The sequence below is a fragment of the Candidatus Paracaedimonas acanthamoebae genome, from assembly GCA_017307065.1.
In the GTDB taxonomy this organism is placed as follows: Bacteria; Pseudomonadota; Alphaproteobacteria; order Caedimonadales; family Caedimonadaceae; genus Paracaedimonas; species Paracaedimonas acanthamoebae_A.
This window is the reverse complement of sequence record JAFKGL010000030.1, coordinates 1-19,935: the sequence shown is the minus strand read 5'-3', so window position 1 is coordinate 19,935 and position 19,935 is coordinate 1. Positions and strand designations below refer to the sequence as shown.

General features: G+C 30.4%; 14 protein-coding genes and 1 pseudogene. 9 read left to right on the top strand and 6 right to left on the bottom strand.

Features of this window, described 5'->3' with window-relative positions; translation table 11 throughout:
• The coding region (locus J0H12_06860) for a hypothetical protein (GenBank protein MBN9413623.1) at nucleotides 1-407 on the bottom strand (407 nt) is incomplete at its 3' end.
• A gap of 292 nt (nucleotides 408-699) precedes the next feature.
• Between J0H12_06860 and J0H12_06855 the strand changes: the two genes are divergently transcribed.
• Nucleotides 700-2,355: a helix-turn-helix transcriptional regulator gene (locus tag J0H12_06855; GenBank protein MBN9413622.1), complete on the top strand. Its 1,656-nt coding sequence runs from the start codon at nucleotides 700-702 to the stop codon at nucleotides 2,353-2,355.
• 9 nt (nucleotides 2,356-2,364) lie between these two features.
• Here J0H12_06855 and J0H12_06850 read toward each other — a convergent pair whose 3' ends face one another.
• Nucleotides 2,365-5,670: a tetratricopeptide repeat protein gene (locus J0H12_06850; GenBank protein ID MBN9413621.1), complete on the bottom strand. Its 3,306-nt coding sequence runs from the start codon at nucleotides 5,668-5,670 to the stop codon at nucleotides 2,365-2,367.
• 325 nt (nucleotides 5,671-5,995) lie between these two features.
• On the opposite strand from J0H12_06850, the gene J0H12_06845 reads away from it, so the two are divergent.
• From J0H12_06845 to J0H12_06835, 3 genes are all read left to right on the top strand, one after another.
• Nucleotides 5,996-6,238 (top strand): hypothetical protein, encoded by a 243-nt coding sequence (locus J0H12_06845; GenBank protein ID MBN9413620.1) that lies wholly within the window; start codon nucleotides 5,996-5,998, stop codon nucleotides 6,236-6,238.
• An 85-nt stretch (nucleotides 6,239-6,323) separates the two neighbouring features.
• The gene (locus tag J0H12_06840) at nucleotides 6,324-7,436 is read left to right on the top strand and encodes a hypothetical protein (protein MBN9413619.1); all 1,113 of its coding nucleotides are present in this window, start codon (nucleotides 6,324-6,326) and stop codon (nucleotides 7,434-7,436) included.
• Nucleotides 7,437-7,463: 27 nt separating this feature from the next.
• Nucleotides 7,464-8,309 carry a hypothetical protein gene (locus J0H12_06835; protein MBN9413618.1) on the top strand — a complete coding sequence of 282 codons (846 nt, stop codon included), beginning with the start codon at nucleotides 7,464-7,466 and terminating at the stop codon, nucleotides 8,307-8,309.
• 171 nt (nucleotides 8,310-8,480) lie between these two features.
• On the opposite strand, the gene J0H12_06830 is transcribed toward J0H12_06835, so the two are convergent.
• Nucleotides 8,481-9,068: an IS3 family transposase gene (locus J0H12_06830; GenBank protein MBN9413617.1), complete on the bottom strand. Its 588-nt coding sequence runs from the start codon at nucleotides 9,066-9,068 to the stop codon at nucleotides 8,481-8,483.
• A 121-nt stretch (nucleotides 9,069-9,189) separates the two neighbouring features.
• Between J0H12_06830 and J0H12_06825 the strand changes: the two are divergent.
• Nucleotides 9,190-9,486, top strand: a pseudogene (locus J0H12_06825) (transposase).
• Between the two features lie 411 nt (nucleotides 9,487-9,897).
• On the opposite strand, the gene J0H12_06820 reads toward J0H12_06825, so the two are convergent.
• Complete coding sequence (locus J0H12_06820; protein ID MBN9413616.1) at nucleotides 9,898-13,359, bottom strand: tetratricopeptide repeat protein; 3,462 nt, start codon at nucleotides 13,357-13,359, stop codon at nucleotides 9,898-9,900.
• Nucleotides 13,360-13,588: 229 nt separating this feature from the next.
• On the opposite strand from J0H12_06820, the gene J0H12_06815 reads away from it, so the two are divergent.
• Both J0H12_06815 and J0H12_06810 read left to right on the top strand, forming a co-directional pair.
• On the top strand, nucleotides 13,589-13,840 hold the full coding sequence (locus J0H12_06815; protein ID MBN9413615.1) for a hypothetical protein: 252 nt from the start codon (nucleotides 13,589-13,591) through the stop codon (nucleotides 13,838-13,840).
• A gap of 36 nt (nucleotides 13,841-13,876) precedes the next feature.
• A complete protein-coding gene (locus tag J0H12_06810) occupies nucleotides 13,877-14,710 on the top strand; it encodes a hypothetical protein (GenBank protein ID MBN9413614.1) in 834 nt (277 codons plus the stop codon).
• Nucleotides 14,711-14,867: 157 nt separating this feature from the next.
• Here the strand turns inward: J0H12_06810 and J0H12_06805 are convergent, their stop codons facing one another.
• Nucleotides 14,868-17,228, bottom strand: a complete 2,361-nt coding sequence (locus J0H12_06805; protein ID MBN9413613.1) for a tetratricopeptide repeat protein — start codon at nucleotides 17,226-17,228, stop codon at nucleotides 14,868-14,870.
• A gap of 167 nt (nucleotides 17,229-17,395) precedes the next feature.
• Nucleotides 17,396-18,259: a hypothetical protein gene (locus J0H12_06800; protein MBN9413612.1), complete on the bottom strand. Its 864-nt coding sequence runs from the start codon at nucleotides 18,257-18,259 to the stop codon at nucleotides 17,396-17,398.
• A gap of 235 nt (nucleotides 18,260-18,494) precedes the next feature.
• On the opposite strand from J0H12_06800, the gene J0H12_06795 reads away from it, so the two are divergent.
• The gene (locus J0H12_06795; GenBank protein MBN9413611.1) at nucleotides 18,495-19,271 is read left to right on the top strand and encodes a hypothetical protein; all 777 of its coding nucleotides are present in this window, start codon (nucleotides 18,495-18,497) and stop codon (nucleotides 19,269-19,271) included.
• 79 nt (nucleotides 19,272-19,350) lie between these two features.
• Nucleotides 19,351-19,806, top strand: coding sequence for a hypothetical protein (locus J0H12_06790; protein ID MBN9413610.1), 456 nt, complete (start codon nucleotides 19,351-19,353; stop codon nucleotides 19,804-19,806).
• Nucleotides 19,807-19,935 lie beyond the last annotated feature (129 nt).

The window sequence follows — 19,935 nt, the reverse complement described above, 5'->3', positions numbered from 1 at the left end:
AAAGAAGGTTTATTAGAATAAATTTGCTGAGTTTCTATCTTAAAAACTGGAAAATTCCCATGAGAATTTTTTGCATGCTCTTTGAGCTGTTTCTCAAATTCACTCTTGTAAAGTAATATTAGATAGTGCTGCTTGATGAGTGCATATTTATCTGAAGTTTGAACAAAAGAAATAATATCTTCTTGAATTCCTCCTCCAATTTTCCCTCCTATATCTTTTTTGTGGGCTTCAAGAGTTTTAATTTCGATATCTAGAAGAGATGAGATTGTTTTTCCTGTACCGCCGCTAATGAGACAAGCAATAATATCGATTTGGCGAAGTGTAAGCCTTATATCCTTAATTGTTAGCAAATCGTCAGGATAAAATTCTGGAGGAAGGTGAGGAGATTTAAGCCTATTATTTTGCATAATTCACTCTCTTACTTATGATTTAAAATGTAGAATTCATTGTTTTGACTTGAAATCTTAGAAGTTTTTTTAGAATTCTAAGCCTGGTAACAACTTAAAATTAAATTGTGATAAGAGGTTCTAGCTACCCTGAAAATTTCCTCAAGGATAAGGGGAGAGGGGAAAATACTCTATTCTTTACTCTTCATAAAAATCAACTTAATGTTGTTTAGTTACTTATAGATGTTCTCGATAGAACACCTTATAAATATTCCATACATCTATTTTAGATTATAAACAGGATACATTTTAGATGCTAAAAACTAAAAATTCTGAGCTAAATATTAGTTATGAAGAATTTCAAGATATAAATGGCATTCGATTCACTCCTCGAGAGTTTGACATTATTTCTTTTATTCTTAATGGTAGAACCGCTAAAAAAATATCTTCTTTATTATCACTTTCACCAAAAACTGTTGAAAACTACACGCGCAATATCATGGGGAAGGTAGGATGCAGTTCTCAAGAAGGGATTAGAGATTTTATTGAAAAATCTGGCCTATATACACTGTTTAGACGCCATTATGAAGATTTAATAATATCATATGAATTTGATAAAATTATTCCTACAATTATAACTTTCTTAGAAAGAGATAAAATTAGTTTCCGTATTATTCATGATGAGAGTCATTTCAATAAAAGACCTATAATACAAAAGATCGAAATATTTATAAAATCTTTGAGCGTTAATGTTACGCGTTGTTCACTTCAAGAATCATTTAACACAACAAACATCACTCAAAAGAATCGATCATTGCATGAAATCTTTCTTTATTGTACTCCACAAGAAAATATAGTTTCTGTTGCTCAAAATCTTACATCAATGCGTTTTAATTCTAGAGTTATTTTTCTTTTATTAGATAAAGAGAATTCCTCATTAATCTCTAATTCTATTAAAAATATTGAATACGTAGATTTCAGCCATTCTCATAATTTCTATGTATCTATTTTTGAGTTGTTAAAAATGATATTTCCCTCTCTAAAATTACCAGGAAGAAGTTTCGAATTTATGAAAAGTGATGGCAATAATTTTAATGATTCAGGGAACTTGGTTCCTACAAATCTTACCGCAAAAAATAGTTGGGGGCTAAAATTTTATATACGAGAATCAATGGATTTAATTCTCGGATTCATCAATCAAAGCAAAAAGTTATTTTTTTTAGGATGTGTCCTTAGTATAGGACTTGGAAGTTTTTATCTCGGTCAAAATTCACAAACAATAAACCCAGAAAAATTAAATGATTATGGTCTAACAAATATAAAATGGCTTTTGAACAGGAGCGATGATGAGCAAGTGAGCTTATATAATAAAGCAACGACAGAAATTGTAATTCTTTTAGGTAATACCGGTTATCGGTTTAGTGTTAATCCAATTATTTGGAATACACTGACTGAAAAAGCCAAACAAGGGATTAAGGTTAAAATACTTGTAGCTGACCCTGAAAAAATTAACTCAAATTTTATAAGAAATGATTATAAAAAACATCCTAATACTTATGGTGAAATAAGAGAAGGCATACTTAAGTTATTAAAAAAAATTATTGCTTTAAATAGAGAAGAGATGAATAAAAAAACTGCAGGTAAAATCACAAAGTTCAGACCTATAGAAGTAGCTTTATTGCCTGCATTGTCACTTTTTGCTTCTGATTTAATTGATGGTGATATTGAACAAAATCATTTTGATGATAGAAATGGTGAACTTACTTTTATACCAAAAATCGAACATAATTTAAGTAATACTATGCTTCTTTTTAGTTTTAGAAATATAGGAGAAATGTTAACTAACAAACAGGATAAAAGCATACAAAAATCTCCATACTACATTTTTAGAGAGCATATAAGAGATCAATGGAATAATTGTAAGAGAACCCATCAAGAGCTAGCCAACATTATTGATCGGGAAAGATAGAATTATTATTTACATCGAGCCTGTATTTAGTGATTCAAGCTTTTGTTGGATTCTATTAGTATGTGGGGAAGTTGCTCCGAAATGAGTTTCTGCTGTTTTTAAAGCTTCTTTGAAGTAGTTAATAGATTTTTTTAGTTGGCTTTGTTGATTTTCTTTCTTTACTTCAGACAAAGCTTTTTCTTCAAATAATTGGCCTAGGATTTCTAGACAAGAATAGCTTTCAGGATGAGTATTTTTTTCAAAAATTTTTAATGCTTTTAAAAGATATTGTGAGGCTAAGTCATATTTTTTCATAGATGAATAGACTTGTCCTAATTCTTTTAAGTTTGCGGCAGTTTGAATATCTTCTTCACCATAATTTTTAGAATAGATACAGTAAGTTTGTTCTAAAATTATCCTTGCTTTTTCATAATTTTCTAATTTCATATGTAAGATAGCAAGTTGTCTTAAAGGCCATGCTACATACATATAGTTATCGTGAAAATGTTCCTTATAATTAGCAGAAACCAAGGAAAATAAATTTTTAGTTTTAGGAGCTGATTCATTATTAATAATTGAGGTTATCCAAGAAGTTCCAACTTTATCAGGAAGAAGAGTTGCATAAATCTTGAGACATTCTTCTAATATAAGTTGTGCTTTTTTATAGTTTTCGTTTTTGATATAAACTGCACTTAAATGTTCTAGGCACCATGCAATTTCAAAATGTTCAGGAATACGTTCTTTCCGAAGAATTTCGAGACTTTTATGAAGTTTTTTCTCTGCTTCTTCATAATATCCCAATTCTCTATCAACGACACCTAATTGACCGTAGACCCAAGCTTTATATTTTTTATTATCAGGAAAATGTTTTTTATAGATAGTAGTGCCATTTTCAAATAACTTTTTTGCGGCTTCATAATTTCCCAGATATCTTTCGATAATTCCGAGATAAACTAAAAAATAGGCATGCTGAAGTGCGTCTTTAGGAGAGTATTTTTTGTAACTTTCAATACTTTCGTTTAGAAGTAGTTTTGCTTTTTTATAATCTCCGAGATCTCTAAAAACATTGCCTAAAAAACCTTTGAATAAGGCGACATGTAAGTGAGTTTCTTCATTTAAATCTGTTAATTTTGAAATGCTATCTGTAAAAAGAGACTTTGCTTTTATATTATTTCCATAAAAATAATGAATAATACCTAATCTACCTTTTATAATGCTTTCAATTTGTGGCGTTAATAAATACGCGTGTTTTAGAAACATCTCACAATGATTAATAAGAGGTTGCATCTTATGAAGATCCTCATCCCGTATTACAATATCAAGATAGGCTTCAATATTTTCTGCAATAAATTTAAGAGGTTCTATATTATTTTGTAAGCAAAAAACGTCTGTAAAATAGGGAACTATTAAATGTTGCATACTTCGATGAACTGAAATACTCACGTTTGAGTTTGTATCCGACGCATAGTTAATAATAAAAGAATATTTCTTTAAATGATGAATAAAATTATTAACAACTACCTCATTTTTAAAATTTTTTAATAAATCTAAGGGAATATTTTGAGAGTTAAGCAAGCCTAACATTAATAAAAGATCTTTAAAGTCTTTATGCGCATCAATAATATTTTTTAAAGAGAGAATAATAATATTATATCTTGTTTTATTATAATTGCTAATGTCATTTAATAAGTGTTCTTGAGCGTTTGAAAATTCTTTGTTGTATTTTTGTATATGATGTAAATAACTTTTATAAGAGATTCTCGTTGCTTTTATATAATACGCCGCAAGAGAGATGTCTAAGGGGAAAGAGGGGATATTTTCTAAAAGGAATTTAATTTCTTTAAGCTGAGAAGAGATATCAAAACTTTGGTTAGTATCATTTAATATTTTTGTAAAAAGAGAAAGTTTTTCTGTTTGATCTAATTCACCTACATGCAAAATTTCGTTAATTTGGTTATTATTTTCAATATTAGTATTTTGAGTTGTAAGGATGACTTTCCCATTTCCCCAAGAGGCTGCATCGTGGGGAATATGATTTTTAATATTTTTCAAATTTTCAATGTTATCGTAAATCAATAACCATTGGGGGATATTTTTTAATTGTTCTTTCACAAATTGTAATACTTTTTGGTCTTTTTCTAAAGGATTAGAAATTTCAAAAATTTTGTTTAAAATTTGTTGAGACTTTTCTGTTTTCGCTAAAATTACAGCAAGTTTTTCGAAAGAAACATTGAGAGCTTCTTTTGATTCAGCATTGATTTCCCAGATGGAACCTTGATGTTTTCGACTATATTGCCTGGCAAGAGTGGTTTTCCCGGAACCCCCTGGTCCTATGAGAGCAATTACTTGAATACCTTTTGTTTGGTTAAGTTTATTCTCAATCTCATCAATAAGTTTAGGACGGTCAAGGAAAGCAGATTCTTTTGGGAGAATGAGATCTGAGCGAAAGGCGTAGTTTTGAAAACTCTTATTTTTAAAATGAACAAATGAAAATCCGCTAATAATAAGAAGGGCAGCAACACATATTACTCTGAAAGGTAGAGCGTTTTTTTGATAGAACAGCAAGAAGGTTGAAGGTTTTTTATTTAAAGGGCGCGGTTTAGTAGTTTCTATATAAATATTTTTAATCTTGCTTTGAAAGTCTTTGATAGTATCTTCGAAATTTAAGTTTGGATCTATCTTTTTTAATATCGTCAAGACACAAGTATAATAATTTTCTTGCTTATTAAGATCTATAAAATCAAATTTCTCTGCCCTATTTCCAAACAGATTTTTATCGTTCGATGTGAGCACAATAAGTCTGGTTGCTATTTTTGGAAGCTCATTGACGTTTTCAGGATTTATTAAGAGTGTGACGTCTTCTCTATTCTTACAAGAATTCTCGACAACTTTAATACCGAATAGAATTAGATGCATTTTAAGGGATGAGTTAAATGAGAGAAGGCTTTTATCTTGTCCTATTATATTACATGAAAGAGCTTTTAATTTTAACTTTGAGAGATCTTTTAGAGTTTTTTCAAAAAGTAAATTAATGTGTAGAAGAGAATAGTATTTTCTTAAATAAGAAACCTTATCCGACTTTTCTATAAAATCAATAATACCATCACGCGTATTACACTCTACTTTCTGCATGATATTTTGAATATGGCGTTCAATCGTCCTTGTTGTTACAGCCTTATCGCCAGAGGAGAGGAGGGAAGCGATTTTACTTGTTCCTCGGGCATGTAAGAGGCATGAGATTACATCGATTTCTCTTTGAGTAAAATATATTTTTCCGATTTTAGAGAGATAAAGATTATATAACTCTAAAGGCAGAGGTTCAGAAATATTTTGCATGAATACGCGCTCATTTTCTTAAAAAATTAAAGAAACATCACGGTATCGGGATTAATATTTTATGTAAAGAGTTTTTATTATTGGATAAAATCTACGTAGAAGGCGGCTATTTCTTCTCTAATCATATCTGATTACTTATTGTAAATATTATATAATTTTTTATCTACGTAATTATTTATCTTCTCTACTGATATTCTACGTATGTTCAGGATCCCTCAAATATACAATCATGAAGACACGAACTCTACGAGTCATTTCTCTTCTCATCGTAGAGTTTAAATTTAAGAAATTAAACCAGAGGAGAGAAGAATAATAGAGGATAGTTATGACTAGTAAATTATATTTGGCTACTGTTTTATGTTTATTCAACTTATCTGCATATGCTTCTGAAAATATGCGAGAAGAAGAACCATATTCGACAAGAGCTGCAGCCTGTATTCGAGATGGGTCAACTGCAACTTTAGATGCAGCAGATAGATGTATTGTAACGATGGGGCCAGCTTTAGAACTAGCCGTTAAAATTTCTGAATTCGTGTCGAGATTTCAATCTTCATCTCAAAATAGATAATAATAAAAAGGTATCTCATTAATTTAATGAAGATACCATTTTTAATTTTTTAGGAGAAAATAAAATGGTCAGATTTTTCTATGGATTGATCATCGTTGTATTTCTAATTCCTTCAAGTTTATTAGCGAGTACGGAATTAATTAAAGAAGAAAATAATATTAGAGCTAATTCTTCAAGAAGAGATCTAGGAAAATGTTTTGAAGTTGATTCCAAATATTTTGCTCTTTTTTTATCTAAATTTGGATTAAATATAGATAAGAAATTTTTGGAGATAGGAAAAGATGATAAAGTTTCTGGAAATGCAAATTTAAAAGAGAGAATCATATTAAATACAGATGATTTCATAAGAGTTGTAGTCACTTTGCCAAATAAAAATAGATGGTTAATAAATATTAATAGGCAGATAATTCATTCTCTTTTGAATCCAGATTTAAGAGATTTTTCTTATCAATTGAGGATAGCGGATAGTAACTCTGTCTTATATGCAGCCTCACGATTGGCATCAGAAAATTTAGAATCAAATAAACATAGAACTTTAATAGAAGAAGTTTCTGTCTCAACGGTTAAGTCCTTTAAAACTCATTATAGTGGTATAGAAATTAATGAGGGGACGGCTGTTGTTTCACTTCGAGAAGCTGAATGGAAAGGTATACCTTTAGCATTTCTTATTTTTGAAAAAATTAATTCTATAGAAGATGTTCTAGAATTTAATTGCTATACATTCCGTCCTCAATCCATACCTTTATCAACTCAAGAATATATTGAACCATTTTTTTCTTCCTCTTATTCCAAAGGAAAAGGAAATATTATGTCTATTTCCGAGAAACAAGTACCGTCTGAATGGGGAAATGTAACTCAAACTGGTGTAGATTGGAAATTAGATTCTTTTTATGTAGATAACGCCCTTTCTTGTATTAGAAGAATGCAAGATAAAGACTTGTCTTTCGTATTTGAGTCTGAATATGAAGATGGAAAACTTAAACTTCCCTCAAAACATTACACATCAGCAAGTTTTGCAGTTTATATCTTACGAGAATACTGTTACATAACTGGATTTGATCGGGAGCCCTTTAAATCAGATTTATCGGTGAATTCCCTCATGAAAATCGCTCAAAATGTCTCTCCTAATTCATACCAAAAGCCTTGCGAAAATGAAATAGGATCATTAATCAAATTGCTCTATCATTGGATTCGTTAATTAAAATGTTTAAAAAAGGAAAGTAAAATGTTTAAAATGAAGAAATATGCATTACTCATTATAGGATCATTATCATGGTTTCACTCTGTCCAATCATCTCAAAATTGTTCTTTATATGAAGGAGATTTAGAGACATCAAAAACTAAATCTCTTATCAGTGGTGTTACTTTAGATGAATTACACTCAGGTTCAGGTAAAGCTGCACTTACACTAGGATACAAAGAAATTGGAGGCGGTATTAAACATGCTTATCTTGTTTTTGAGACACCTATAGAGAAAGGAAAAAAAGGAGAAATAAAAATAATTGAGATTCAAGGAGTCCATTTTGGTGGTGATGGCGACGGTTATTATGAACCTGATTCAGTTTATGGGGCTGTTTGTGGTGGTGGAAAAGGATTAATTTATGAAGAAAATGATGAAAATGTAATTAAGAAATTTCTACGAGCAAAAAAAACAAAAATTAAAGCAACTATAAGTAGTAATGGCATCAAACGTATAAGTGAGGAAGAAATAATGCTTCAAGAAGCAGCTTACACAAAATATAAAAGTTTTATTGTCAGTGCAGCAGGAGCTCAGAAAGCTTTAGCTTCTATTGGGGAAGACAAAATAAAGGGCACATATTTTTCTTTAAAAGGGTGGGGATTAACAGATAAGGATAGGACATATAATTGTACAAGTTATGTAGCAACCTTATTAAAAAGAGCAGGAGTTGAACTTCCTATTGGCGATTCTACTTTTTTAGTAAAAGATGATATTTATCTAGCAAATAAAATTAGTCAATTTGAATTAAAAACTGAAGCAGAAAGGAATGGAATTGCAGTCATAGATCCGCCTTCTGCCGAAGAATTGTTAAAAACACATGGTATTAATTAATCGTTAAGAAATTAGACTTTAATTGCTCTCTTCTAAAAAAGAAGGGAGCAATTATTTTTGGATAATCATATATATCTTAGAAATTCAATTTAAATAAATTAATAGACATTAGACTGTTAAATATTCTTAATTTGTAGAAATGTTTATAATGTATATGTAAAGATCCCAAATTTAGTACCACGGTATCGTGTAGTTTTCCGTATTTTTTGTGAATAAATTATATTCAATAGGCGTCATATTTTTTAAAGACTGATGAGGTCTTTCTTTGTTGTATTGATTCATCCATTTTTCAGTAATTTCGCGGATTTCATCAAGATTTTTAAAGATATAAAAATCCAACACTTCTTCTCGATAAGTACGATTAAACCGTTCGATGTAAGAATTCTGAGTGGGCTTTCCAGGTTGAATAAATTCTAAAGTAACCCCATGCTTTTCAGCCCAATCAGCCAAAGCTAATGAGACCAGTTCAGGACCATTATCCAGACGTAGTCTTAATGGATATCCTCGTATCATGCCTATATTATCAAGTACTTGAATAACCCTCCTTGAAGGTAAGCTTAAGTCGATTTCTATACCAAGTACTTCTCTATTAAAATCATCAATAACATTGAATGTCCTAAAACGACGCCCGCACCCTAAAGCATCACTCATAAAATCAGCAGACCAAGTTTGATTGGGAGAAAATGAGATCGTTAAAGAATGCCGTTCTCTTAAAGTAATTCTTCTTTTCTCTTTCCTGCAAATGTTAAGACCCAACATACAAGGCGTTCTTAACATCCTCATCTTTTTTATCTGCCGGCTGATAACGATAAACTGAACGACTCAACTTAAGAGAATGACAACTCCGTCGATAACTGAGTCCATGCTCTGATAGGGTCAAACCCTAAGATCAACCATTCACTTTGGAAGGTCTCTTGGCTTTGAGATCTGTACAACGGCTCCCTATAGCCCCGAGAGCAATGGCATGGCAGAAGCCTTTGTCAAAACCTTCAAGAGAGATTACGTGTATATCGCTGATTTAAGATCGGCTCAAAGAGTTCTTGAGCAGCTGCCAAAATGGTTTGAAGATTATAATAATAATGCCCCTCATAAAGGGCTAAAAATGCTCTCTCCAAGAGAGTATTACAGATCTTCTCAAGGAGATCTTAAACAAGTAAGGTGTAACTTAATGAGCTAACAGATCTGTCCGCTCATAATGGGGAGCACTACAAGTAGCGGCTAGGCACTGGACATATTTCTAAGAATAAATTTGGGTAATAAATTTTAAGTATGAACTTAAAATGATGAAAGGATTTATAGGATGGTTAATGAGAAATCGCTTACTCCTTAGCGTACGTTTTCGTTCCAGTGGGCTTCAGACCCCTCAGAGAGAAGAATAGCCTTTAAAATCATATGGGATAGCTATTTTCTGGTGAAAGTGGCTATCCCTTTCTTTTCATTGTGATCCTAAATTTCTTTGATACATTCAAACACTTGAGGGAACACAACATCTCTAAATAGCTAAAATACGACATTACTATCTGGGGCTAACATTTTTAAGTCGTATAATTAAAATTATGAAAAAAGGGTACAAAAACAGCACAGTGGTTTATATCAATTTTGAATTTAGTGATTTAAGTTTTTCTTGTATTCTAGTTTTATGAGGAGAATTTTTTGGTAAGTGAGATTTTACTATTTCTAGAGCTTGCCTTAAATATTCCATAGCTTGTGCTTTATATTTTTGAGATTGCTGCACATCTTTTTTATTCAATGATTGCAAAGAATTTTGAAAATATAATTCTGCTAAAATTTCCAAGGTAATATAAGCACTAGGATGGCTGTATTTCATAAATATTTTTAAAGCCTCATTTAGAAGATTTTCAGCTTCTTTGTAATTTCCCGCTAACAGACAAGTATTTCCTAAGCTGTTTATAACTCTGGCGTATTCAATATGGTTTCTACCAAAAAGTTTCTCATAGAATTTAGAGCTTTTTTCAAGTAGATGCCTGGAATTTTTATAGTCCTTTAGAGCACTATATACACTACCCAGTCGTAGTGAGTTCCAAGCAATAACCAAGCTACCATTTGCAAAATTTTCTTGATGTATTTTAAAAGCTTTTTCATAAAGAATTTTTGCTTCCTTATAATGACCTAAACTTTCTTTGAGGTTTCCCAAATGTATATAAGACCAAGCAGTTCTCGTATTATTATCTCCATATGATTGCTCATGAATCTTTAAAGCTTCTTTAAGAGCTTCATAAGATTTTTCATAGTAGCCAAGATTCCTGTATGTACTTCCTAAATAAACTAGTGTCCATCCTATATCAGCATGATTTGTAGAGTAGAATTGCTTATAGTTTGACAGGCTATATTCAAGTAAATTCATCGCCTTTTCATACTCACCAAGCTCTTCATATATAGCGGCTAAATAGACACTAGCCCAAGCAGTGTTAAGATGGTCATTTCCATATAACTTCTTATGTATCACTATAGCATTTTCGAGAAGATTTCTTGCTTTATGGTAAGAACCCAAACTTCTAAAAGCATTGGCTAAATGGACCAAATTCCAAGCAGCTTCAGAGGAATCTGGACAATATTTCTCGTAAATTAAATATCCCCTATGGAGTGAATCTCTGGCTTTTTCATACTGTCCTGAATATCTATGAACAATTCCTAAATATGTCAGATTGCGAGCAAGGGCTTTATAGTTGCTAGGCAGGTATTTTAAATAAATTGTATAACTTTTCTCAAGAAGACCTTCAGCTTTTTTATAATTTCCGAGTTCCCTATACACAATTCCCAAACAAGATGAAATTTGAGCAATCCTATTATAGTCTGTTTTAAAATATAGTGGGGTATTACTAGATATTCTTTCGAGCATGTCTTTTGCTTTTACATATTCACCTAGATGATAATAAACATGTCCTAACTGTAAGCTAATTACGCCTTCGAGGGAGGCTGATAACATGTTTTTATGTCTTAAAAAGGACTCATAATGTCCAACTGAATGCCTCATTTGTAGAAAATCTTCTTTATCTATTATTGCATTTAAATAGGTTTCTAGAGTGTTAACAATAGATTGAAGTAATTGATTAGCTTTCTCTAACTTTAATGCTTTTATTAAATAAGCGAAAATTATTTCTTGGGTACTGCGGTGAATCGAAAAACTTGAAGTTGAGTGTGAGGAATTTATTTCAGAAGTTATAAGTGAGTGCTTTTTGAGGTGATAAAAGAAGTTATCGACTATAATACTACCTTTATACGCGTTTAATAAATCTCGCGGGATATCTTGAGAATCTAATAGGCTTATGAAGAATAAAATGTCTGCAAAATCTTTGTGCGTTTCAATCAGCTTTTTAACAGACATGCTTATAATTTCATAGCGTGTCTTACTATATTTACTTGCATTTTTAAGTATGTCTTTTTGAAGATCGGCAAACTCCTGCTGATGTTGTTTTAAGTTTTGAACATATTGATTATATGAGATATTCGTTGCTTTGATATAATAAGCCGCAACTGAGGTATCGAGAGGGAAAGGAGGAATATGGGTTAAAAAAGCTCTTATCTGCTCTTTTCGTTTGTTATTAACATCTAGCTCCATAATACTAAGAAATAGTTTTTCTTTTTCTCCAGTCTCTAATTCATTGATACGCATAGTATGATTTATCGAATTATTATTCTGTATGTTTTCGTCTCTTGTTGTTACGATTACTTTTCCTACTCCCCACATGCGAGTGTCATAAGGAAAATAGCTTTGAATATCAGAAAATGTTTCAACATTATCAAAAATAAGTAACCATCCTGTATTTTCTTTTAAATGGCTCTTGAGGAATGAGAAGAGGATTTGTTCTCTTTCTTGAGAATCTTTAATTTCTTGAAGATTCTTTATAGTTTTCTTTTCATTTTCTGTTATGGCAAGGGATAATGCTAAATTCTCGAAAGAAATTATGAGACTCTCATGAGTTTCAGCATTGATTTCCCAAGTCACAGGATGAGAGTAAGTATTTGCATAAGATCTTGCTAATGTGGTTTTACCTGCGCCCCCACAACCAACAAGAGCAATAGTCTTTATTCCGTGATTTTCTTTTAATTTTTGATGGATTTCTTCTTTTAATTTTGAACGTTCTAGGAGCACATCTTTTGTTGGTAATGCGAGTTCAGAATGTATAAGAGGAGTTAATTTTAATTTATCTCTATAGATTTTATAACCAATCAACCCTATTAATAATACAGTAATAAAAAAAATACTTAGATAAAAGAAATAAGACTTTTTGTATTTTAGCTTAGGTTCTTTTTTTGGATTATTATAGTTAAGGGGATTATTTAGGGAATGAAATTTTTTGTTAAGAACCTGTATATAGGGTTCTATATCTATTTCAGAATGCAATTCCTTAAGTAGTTTAAGAAAAGCTATAGGATAAAATCCATTAGAACTATTTTCTTCTGAGATAATTTGAAATTGAGTCATCTCATTTTTGAATTCAATTATGATCAATTGTTCTAAAAGCTTTTTGTCGAAAGAAGATTCAGAGAGTGTTCTTATTTCTTCTGAGGATAAAATTAAGATTTTAGGGTCAGAGATTTGTTTTGATATTTGAGATGATAAATTTCTTAAATTGGCCTTTTTAAAAACTGATTTGAATCCTGAAAACTCAAGATGCTTTTTTAACGTTTCCTTAAACGAAGATATTATTATATTTTCAAAGAAAATTATACAAGTTAGGTTTTTATTTTTTACTTCTGATTGAATTTGATTCAAATATTTTTTGAACTGAGACTCAAAAGATAAAAATTCATAATGCTGTCTAAAATATTTGAAAATACCTGCATCTTCTACAAAGTTGATAATTCCATCACGGGAGTTACATCCAATTTTCAGCATAATATTACGAGAATAATTTTCTGTTGTTTTAGGTGAAATAGAAAGAAGGGAAGCGATAGTTTTAAAAGGCCTTCCCTGAAGGAGACAAGCTATAACATCTGTTTCGCGAGTAGAGAAATTGATCCCATTAATATCTCCTTTTAACTGGCAACTAAAATTGAAGGGATAAATAATAATTTTATTAACCATGCATAATATTTAAACTCTAGTATTTCAAACAATGTTAGCATTATAAATTAACTATCCTCGTTTCACAAGATTGGGGGATTATCACCTATTTTACAATTTAAGGGGATAAGACCTCATAGTTATAAAGCTGTTTTCTTGCCTTAATGACCATCAGTTTTAAGAATATTTTGTTCGTTCATTTGAAAAAAAATATTTTTGAAATTTAATTTTAACAAAAGGAGAAAACTAAATGAGAAAAATATTTTATTTAAGTACCGTTATTTTGTTCGCATGTTTATCTGCGCACGCTTCGCAAAATATAAAAGAAGAAGAACCTTATTCAGCAAAAGCAGCAACTTGTATCCGAAATGTATCTTCAGCAACTCTAGAAGCAACAGACAAATGCATTGATACAACAGGTAAATGCATAAAAACTATGGGTCCAGCTTTAGAATTCGCTAGTAAATTTGCTGATTTTATAGCGCGATTCAAAACCAAATAAATGTTTGTTTATATTTAAATTTTATAGGAGAAAAAAATGGCCAAAATGAAAATTTATTTCATATATATCATAACCATATTATGTGTATTTCAATCTAGTTATTCTTCAATAACTTATGAAAATGTAGAAGGAGATCGAGAGCTAGCAAAAAACAGATCACTTATAAGTGATGTAGATCTAGAGGTATTGCATTCTACCCCACCAAAAGCAGCAATTACAGTTGGTTATAAAGATCTAGGAGGGGGAGTTAAGCATGCTTATCTTGTCTTTGAAACTCCTATAATCGAAAATGGAGAACCTAAGATCCATTTACAAGGCGTACATCTTGGAAGAGGAAGCGGTTATTATGCTCCTGATTCTTTGAGTGGAATTATTTATGGAGGTGGTACTGGAAAAATCATATGCGAAACAGCTGAAGATGTATTGATGAAGTTTGTTCGAGCAAAAGAAATAACAACTAAAATTAAAGAAGATGATGATGGCGTTGATAGAATTTTAGGATCAGAAATAAAAATTTTAGATGCCAGTTATACAAAATATAAGAGTTTTATAGTAAGTTTAGATAATACCAAAAAAGCATTACAAACTATGAAAGATGATATAAACGGTGGCATATATTTTTCTTTAAAAGGGTGGGGATATTCTAATAAAGAAAAAACTCATAACTGTACAAGTTACGTCATTAGATTATTAAAAAAGTCTGGGGTAGAAATTATGTCTCCGGGACGTACAGATTATAAAATAGATCATAATTATTTGGCACGTAGAATTAAACGATACGAAAAAAAATCACAAGCAGCAAGAAAGGGAGTTGAAGTTATAACTCCACATTCTGCTCAAGCTCTATTAACAAGATATGGTATTAATTAATAGTAAAAACCCTAAATTGAAAACCAATTGCTCCCATCCAAGTACAAATAGGGAGCAATTGACTTTTAAAATTTTAACACATCTATGATCTTTTAAGCTTTATCTTAATGGTTTACCAAAAACTATAGAATCTACAGTTAAATGTTTTTAAATTTAATTAATGAAATTTCATACTCGGAAAAATCTGTTCTAAATACCGAATTGCTTGCACTTTGAATTGCCAATATTGTTGCTTATTTTTTTCTTTCAGATATTTTTCATTCAATATTTTAAGCGCTCTAAATGTGTCTGAGTGATGATTATGCCGTAATATATATGAGGCTTTGTTCATGTAATTTTTACTAATCTCAAAATCATTTTCTATGAGATAAACTTCTCCTAAATCACAAAAAACTTGCGCTAGCCAAGGATGATTTTTACCACAGGCATTTTCATAGATCATTTGACTTTTATGAAAAAGTTGTTTTGCATAATCATAATTCCCTTTTAGTTGATAAGTCTTCCCTAACATTCTTAGAATTCTGGCAATATCAGGATGATTAGATGGGAGATTTTTTTCATATATTGCACGGCTTCTCTCTAAAAAATGATGTGCTCTTTCATAGTTTCCTATTTCTCTGTAAAGGTCTCCTAAATGCATTGCCACCCAAGCGAATCTTATAGGATTTTCAGAGGAAAATTCCTCATAAATAGAAAGGCTCTCTTGTAGTGATTTTATTGATTTCTTATAGTCACAATTATCTCTATATGTATTTCCTAAGTGAGCTAAAACCCATGCTTTATATGTATGATTTTGTGAAAATTGTTCTTGATGTATTTTAAGACCTTGCATAAGTTTCTTTTTAGCTTCTTCATAATTTTCCATTTTTCTATAAAGATCCCCTAAATAAACTAAGACCCATGCTTTGCCTGCAGGTTCTTGTGGAAATATAATGGCATATTCATCCAAGCTTTTTTGAAAAGAGGATTGAGCTTGATTATAATTTCCAAGTTCTCCTTCAATAATTCCTAAAAGAGCTAAAGCATGAACATAACCCCTATGGTTTTTTTCATAAAATAAGAGGCTTTCTTTTATAAAGATGAGTGCTTTTTTATATCTTCCTAAATTTCTATATGTATTCCCTAAACATAATAGAGTATGGGCTTTTTCTAAAGGATCCATTTCTGGATAATAATGAAGGCTTTTTTCAAGAAGGGTTTTTGCTTTTTCATAATCTCCTAAATTACGATAAGTATCTCCTAAATAAGATATAATTTGAATAATATTTAATTTATCTTCATTTTTCTGCTTGTTTAACTGATCGTACTGTTTTTTTGCATTTTCAAGATAAAATTTTGCTTTTTTATGATTATCCTGATAGTAGGCGATGATTCCTACTTTTCCATATAATTTGCCTTTCATAGAAACAGTTAATAGCGTATGGCTCAATAATTTTAAGCAATGATTTTCTAAAAATGGTAATTTTAAAAAATCTTCTTTTTCTATTATTTTCATTATGTATTTTTCTATAACATCAATTATTTTTTCTATAAAAGCAGTTTTTTGTTTCAAAGTTAACACTTTGATGAGATGTTTTAATATAATTTCTTGAGTGCTTCGATGTAAAGAAAACGTGTCAGTATTTTCTATATTAAGGATAAGAGAGTATTTTTTGAGATTATAAATAAATTTATCGGTTGTATCCTTATTCTTAAAATTATCTATTAAATTTCTGGGAATATTTTGCGAATCTATAAGACTAATCAATAATAAAAGTTCAGAAAAGTTCTTATCTGTCTCTATTAATTTTTCGACAGACATACTTATAATTTCATAACGCGTCTTATTGTATTTATTTGCATTTTCTAGAATGTCTTTTTGAAGATTTGAAAACTCTGGAGTATATAATTTTAAATTCTCATGATATTGCTCATAAGAAATGTTGGTTGCCTTAAGATAATAAGCCGCAATTGAGATATCTAAAGGAAGAGAAGGAATATGTGTTAAAAAAGCTTTTATCGAATCTTTTTCTTTGTCGTTTTCATTTATTTCCATAATACTAGAAAAAAGTTGTTCTTTTTCTATAGATGTTAGTTCATCAATATATATAACATGATTTATTAAATTATTATTTTGGATATTTTCATCTCTTGTTGTAACGATAATTTTTCCTTCTCCCCATATACGAGAGTCACAAGGAAAATAATTTTGAATGTCAGAAAATGTATCGACATTATCAAAAATTAAGAGCCAGTCTGGATATTTTTTTAAATGAATTTTTATAAATGAGAAGAGAATTTTCTCTCTTTCATTTGTATCTTTAATTTCTTGAAGATTTTTTATAATTCTCTTTTCATTTTCTGTTCGAGAAAGAGCAAGAGCCAAACTTTCAAAAGAAGCGATGAAACTATTGCGGGTTTCTGCATTAATTTCCCAGATAATTTGGTATGATTGACTTTGAGCATATTGGCAAGCGAGAGTCGTTTTTCCGGCTCCACCTTGTCCAACTAAAGCTAAAGTTTTAATCTCTTTTTGCATGCTTAGCTTTTCTTCAATTTTTTTAACTAATCCAGAACGACTAAGTAAAATAGAACTGGAAGGAATAGAAAATTCTGATTGAATTGATATTTTTTCATTTGGTTTTAGTGCAAAAAATAAAAATAGACTGATACTTAAACTTACAGTTGTAGATAACCAATTAATGGTTAGTTGTTGAAATTTTTTAAGAAAGAAAAAATTAGAGTGTTTTTGAGGATTCTTTTCGTAGAATACTGCCTTGCTTGTTCATTAAAATTTTCAGTACAATAATTTATAAATTCTTTTTCAAATAAAGCTATTTTTTGAGAAAATTTATCAGTAAGAACCATTTTTTTTAAGATTGCAATGATACAAAAATAATAATTTGAAAAATTTATTATATGTTGTAATTCCAAAGATTCTTGAGCAAACAGTGAATTTTCATTTTCTTCCTGCAAAAAGAATATATTTTTAGGCACTTCTTTTTTATCCCCTAAAAAGGATTTAGATTGAAGCTCCGACATAATGAATAGAGAAAAAACTTCTTGAGGAATCTTTGAATTCGAAAAAGAAGAAAAATTTTTATATTGCTCAGTTTCATTATTTGTTTTGATTGAGACTTCAAACCCAATTATCTCCAAGTGTTTTTTTAAAAGTTCAATTTTGTGTTTTTCTGCGTCCCAGGATAAAATTATACAAGAAGGCAGGGGTTTTTTTATTAACTTTGAGAGTTCACTTAATTTTTTCTCAAACCATATTTGAAAAGATAAAATAGTATAATAATTTGAAAGATAAGAAAATTGGTGAGATTTTCGCATAAATTCGCAAATATCTTTGCGTGTTTTAGCATTAATTCTCTTTCCAATATTATAAAGATAATTATCAATTGTCCTTGGCATAATCGCTAAAAAAGAAGCTATTTCTTTGGAACTTTTTTCGGTCAGAAGGCAAACAATAATATCGATTTCTCGTTGGGAAAAATTTATTCCCTCAATTGTACTCAAAAAAGTCACATAAAAATTATTTGTAAGACCAATTTTATCGAATTGCATAACTAAAAAGTTTCTCATCAAAATTGTTTATAAAATAAAGGAGTTTACTTTATCTTTTGCAAAATTAAGTGTAAATCGAAAATCACTTCCTTTTACTCAAGTAAAATTAAACCCTACTCTAGTAATTTCATTTTTTGAAAAATGCTTTTGTTTCCTTCATTTTTGAATTGTTGGTCAGCAGTTTTAATCTTGTTAATGCTGGAAACCAATTAAACTTAATACAAGGAGAAAAATTATGTTTCGAAAAAACTATCTATATCTATCTGTTGTGATCTTATTTTTTTCAAGTCCCTCTTTTTCAACTGAATTTATTGTTCCTGAGGATTTAAAAACTTTCAACTCTAGCACTTATAATGCTCTTCCATTGTCAGTAGAGGCTGATTACCTTCTTAAGCAAAATGGTAATATAACTAAATTATTGGATGAAAGTTTAGCAATTGCCAATAAATATGGGATAGAAGAATATTTTGGCTTTAGACTTGCCCATCGTCATCATGATTTAAGTGAGAATGAAGTGATGGTGGAGCAATTTGAAAACTTATCTACTGGTCCTGCTCTTATTACTTCAGTAAAGAAAGAAACAAGTACAGAAGAGAGAACACCAGCCAGTTGGTTGTATACAAGCTCAGGTCTCAAGGTATTTGAATATTCTACAGATCCTCAAGTAAAAGAACTCTATAATAAACTTATGTTTAACACTTCTTTCTTTGAAGAAATCAGACAAGTATCCTTAAGATTACAGCTTGATCAAATTCTGGCGCCAGCGATTTTAGGACGCCAACATTTCCAACATTTCAACGCAGAACAACCACTTTATGAACAGATAAACGCTGGCATATATGCAAGCATTCTTATCAATAAACCTGTAGAAGAAATTGAAAAAGAAAAAATGATTGGAGGACTAATACAAACAAGCTGGGGACTTTCAAGCCATAAATTCCCTATTCTTTGTGTCACTCATTGTCGTTATTCCGATGCAGAATATAGATTTCATGAATACTATCATAACTAAATAACTAATCCCTTCCTGTTATTTAGCAACAGGAAGGGAATACAGTCTCCATTAATTTACAATCAAAGGGTATATAATTATGAAATTTTATAAACTTATTGCAACTAATTTTTTATTAACATCGGTTTGCTTCTCTACACTCAATGTTCCGAAATATGAGGATATATTTAACGAAGAGATATATGATCAATCTTCTCTCAAACTTCAAAGTAACCAAAGTATAGAAGAGGTTAAAAAAAACCATCTTTATGATTTGAAAGAACGAGCCGTTGATCGCTTTCTTGCAGAATATTTAAATAAAAAAACTGAAAGACTTTTAGATCTTTGTGAGACTGAAAAAGCACGTTTAGCACTAAATTCAGCAAAAACAATGTATAAAAAAATTTCTTCAGCAGCCTTAAATTTTATACCTGTTATTGGTTCATTCCTTGCAGATTGTGGTTTACTTGATATGGCCACTGTAGAAGCTCTTCCTCGTAATGTTTTAGGAATCTTAGAAAAGGAAATTACTGAGGCTATCAGACGTCAAGCATGATTTCCGATTGAGCGACACTCAAGATTGCCGGTTTAGTTAAGAAGTGTCGTGCATGTTTTATAGTCTCCCGGGTGATTAATTTTGAGTTGATTGTTTACGTCTGTAACTATCGTCAGTAATATTGATAAT